Origin of the sequence: Bacillus cereus group sp. BfR-BA-01381 (assembly GCF_022663555.1) — a bacterium.
Classification (GTDB): Bacteria; Bacillota; Bacilli; order Bacillales; family Bacillaceae_G; genus Bacillus_A; species Bacillus_A pacificus.
The window spans coordinates 1-3,759 of the sequence record NZ_JAKUFR010000173.1; the positions used below are offsets into that span (position 1 = coordinate 1).

Here is a 3,759-nt window from a genome sequence, read left to right on the forward strand (position 1 = left end):
CGACTTCCTTATGTTAACATCTTCGTTAGTTAATGTCAACTAAGTTTTTTATTTCGTTTGTCGCTTTCGACGTTATTGTCATCGGCGACTTGTTCTATATTACACCTCTAAGTAGCAATCGTCAACACCTTTTTATAAATATATTCAAGTTAATATTTTGACACTCTCTAACCTAGAGAAGAATCTATAAAAATTACATTACTAGAAAAGCAACTTCTACTTCTCTTTAATCTCCTCTTCCAAAATATATCCAAGTTACCTTAGCCCTATAGACTTAATTTATATGAAAGGTTTACTTAGTGAAACAAACAATATTAATAAAGACTAATGTGTAATTAAAAAGTTATTCCCCAAATACCTCCTTGTTTATCACGCACCCCATTAGAAAGGATTAAAGATATACGTATTCTTATAATAAACAACGATACAGAAGTTCATAATAAACTTGTATACTATTCTAGTTATAGAGTTCCCCTTATATGAGGTAATCCTTACTTATCTGTTTACTCATAAATATATACAAATATACTTACTAACTATCCTGCGTCACTGAAATATCCATCTTATATCTCTTTCATCTTTAGGCCTCATCCATTTCCATACAGCCTAGTGGTAATAGCCGTTATATCCTCTTAGCAGAAACTTAAGATATGCATACAAACTACATTCGAGGTCCGAACCGATTAATAGCATTTCTTTTTCAGTATATATACAGGATTAAAAATACGAACCTCAATTGATCTAGTATACTCAACACACCGAGGAGGAACGAGCGTTCTTTTGTTTGTATCACTTTTTATAACATTTAAGTATGTTTATCCTATACCTATAACATGTAATTTTATTGTTCTTTTATATATCCTTCGTTTTGAAATACATATAGAATTACAAATTCACTTATTTCTAGCTACAAGCCTAAAATTCCGATATAAAACGAGCCTGAATTTCTAATCTAAAAAAAATCTAACTCTTACTTTGGGGACACAGCCAAAATAACTTTTACATTTAAGATAAAAGGTATATTCAATATTCCCGACTCCGCTGCTCTGAAGATGAATGTATCATATCTGTCACCGCATGATATAGATTTTCTGGATGTTCAGCAATCCGGTGACATAAATACAAATACCACTCTTTCCCATAAGTCAAATATACTCTAGCGTTATGTCCTTTGTTTTTCAAATCATTTAACATATCCGGACGAATTCCATATAACATTTCTATCTCTACATTAGATTGACTAAAATATTGACGTTGTTCCATCTCTTTAATAAGAATTTCATCATGTGTAGCTATAGATAGAGGGTGATTGTTTTCAATTAGTTGTTCTACAATTTGAAGATACTGCTGATTTAAATCGGTTGACCTAGGCATAGCAATATCCGGAACTTCTTGATAGGCACCTTTTACAACTCGTATTTTCCCTGGATAATTTAGGAGTTCTTGAATATCATTGTTCGATCGATATAAATGTGCCTGAATTGTTATCCCTACATTAGGATATTGCTCTGTTGTTTTTTTATAGATAGAAAGAATGTCCTCTGCCTTAGATGATTCTTCCATACTTATCATAAGGGTAGTTCCTTGTACATTTGCCTTCTCTGCCAACTCCATTAAATGAATATAAGATATTTCTGGATCTATAGATAATCCAATATGCGATAAATCAAGTGATACTGTTTGTTTTATAGAAAGAGCACCCACGTCCCCAATAAGATTCAAAAACTCATTTTTTGCTTTATAACACTCCTTTATATCTAGCTTATTTTCCCCTATATACTCCAGTGAAGTATGATACCCTTTTGTAATTAGTTCTTTTGCCGTCACAATCCCCTCATGTCTCGTTTCTCCGGTGACAAAGCGTTTCGCAGCTTGCAACAATAACACATAGAGCTCCGTGGATTGTTGTACATAGGATTTTATATGTTCATTTCTTGCAATCGATTTAAATGCCTGAGCTACTTGAAATTCTTTCGTCATCACATTTTCATCTCCCTTAGAACTATTTGATCCAACTATAGCATGCTAAAATGGTTCGTATTAGTACCATTTTAGCCAAATTTTTATGGTACCAATTTTGATGAAGGGAGCATTTATATGCTTTGGATACCTATTGATCGATCGTTAGATATTAGTTTAATTCGACAGGTTTATTACCAAATACGTGAGCGAATATTAAATGGAGACCTACAGTCCGGAGAAAAGTTACCATCAACACGGGAATTATCTTCTGAGTTAAACGTATCTAGGAATGTAATTTTAGAAGCTTATGATCAATTATTTTCCGAAGGTTTTTTGGTCGCTCGACAGGGAGCAGGAACATTCATTGCCGAGGGGACTTATTTAGAACAACGTAAAAAATCAACTCTAATTGATTCTTTATCTTGGTGCGAAGAAATAAACAAAGACAGTAACATCATTAATTTTCGTTCAGGGATACCAGCATTAGACTTATTTCCACGCAAGAGATGGGCAAATTTGTCTCACACAATATGGCACGAAGCACCTCCTTCTACGTTTGGATACGATATTCCCGAAGGGCGTCCCGAATTAAGAAAGGCTTTATCACGCTATTTATTAAAAACAAGAGGAGTTTTTTGTCATCCAGAACAATTAGTGATTACTTCTGGTGCAACTCAAGCTTTAACACTTGTTTCTAAATTACTTTTATCAACGGGTGATGAAGTAATAATAGAAGATCCTATTACCAATGACATTCAAACAATTTTTAAAAATTCAGGAGCCTTCCTTTATCCTATACCAGTTGATGATAATGGGATGGATACATCTTTGCTACCTGTAAATAAAAATCCAAAATTTATCTTTATTACTCCTTCTCATCAGTTTCCTTTAGGTGGAACATTACCGATTCAACGACGGGTTCAATTGATTAACTACTCAAGAAAAACAAATTGCTACCTCATTGAAGATGATTATGACAGTGAATTTCGATATGAAGGCTCACCCGTAAGTTCATTACAGGGATTGGATCCCGAGCGTGTTATATATATAGGTTCATTTAGTAAAATTTTATCACCGGCCCTTAGGATGGGATACTTAGTTCTTCCCTCACACCTTATTGAAAAATGTCGCAAAGTAAAATGGTTTTCAGATCTACATACACCTTCTTTAAATCAGCTTGTTCTTGCTAAATTTATTACCGAAGATCATTTGGAACGGCATATTATGAAGATGAAAAAACTCTATAAAAATCGAAGAAACTTCCTTATCCAGCAATTAAAATTAGCATTCTCAAATAAGATCAATATTTTCGGCTATTCTACAGGATTACACTTGATTGTTGAATTCAATCAAGTTCAATTCACAAAAGAATTACTTGAGGAAATTCAACAACTCGGAGTAAAAGTATATCCCGTGGAAGACCACGCCATTAAAAAAGGAAAACATCATAATCAAATTATTATAGGGTACGGACATTTAACAACTGAAGAAATAAAAGAAGGGGTGAACAGGCTACAGAGGGCATTATCTTGTATATATTCTTGTTAACAAATAGACAGTTTAATCAACTTGGCCATATTTTTCTGAAGGTACACTATTTAAATGTGAAATCATAATTAAATCAAGGTGTTTCTTGTTAGATCAACGTACTTATAGAGGCGACATTAATTACAAGATTACTCCATTAAACACAAAAAAGACGAGTCATTCTGACTCGTCTTACAGTTGCTTGGCGACGTCCTACTCTCACAGGGACAAGGTCCCAACTACCATCGGCGCTAGAGAGCTTAACTTCCG

At 33.8% G+C, this 3,759-nt stretch carries 2 protein-coding genes; one reads left to right on the plus strand and one right to left on the minus strand.

Going from position 1 to position 3,759, the window contains the following annotated elements:
- Positions 1-1,023: 1,023 nt before the first annotated feature.
- Positions 1,024-1,980 (minus strand): proline dehydrogenase family protein, encoded by a 957-nt coding sequence (locus tag MR079_RS27855; protein WP_139869850.1) that lies wholly within the window; start codon positions 1,978-1,980, stop codon positions 1,024-1,026.
- Between the two features lie 117 nt (positions 1,981-2,097).
- Here MR079_RS27855 and pdxR point away from each other — a divergent pair, with 117 nt between their 5' ends.
- On the plus strand, positions 2,098-3,510 hold the full coding sequence (pdxR, locus tag MR079_RS27860) for a MocR-like pyridoxine biosynthesis transcription factor PdxR (RefSeq protein ID WP_001981045.1): 1,413 nt from the start codon (positions 2,098-2,100) through the stop codon (positions 3,508-3,510).
- Positions 3,511-3,759 lie beyond the last annotated feature (249 nt).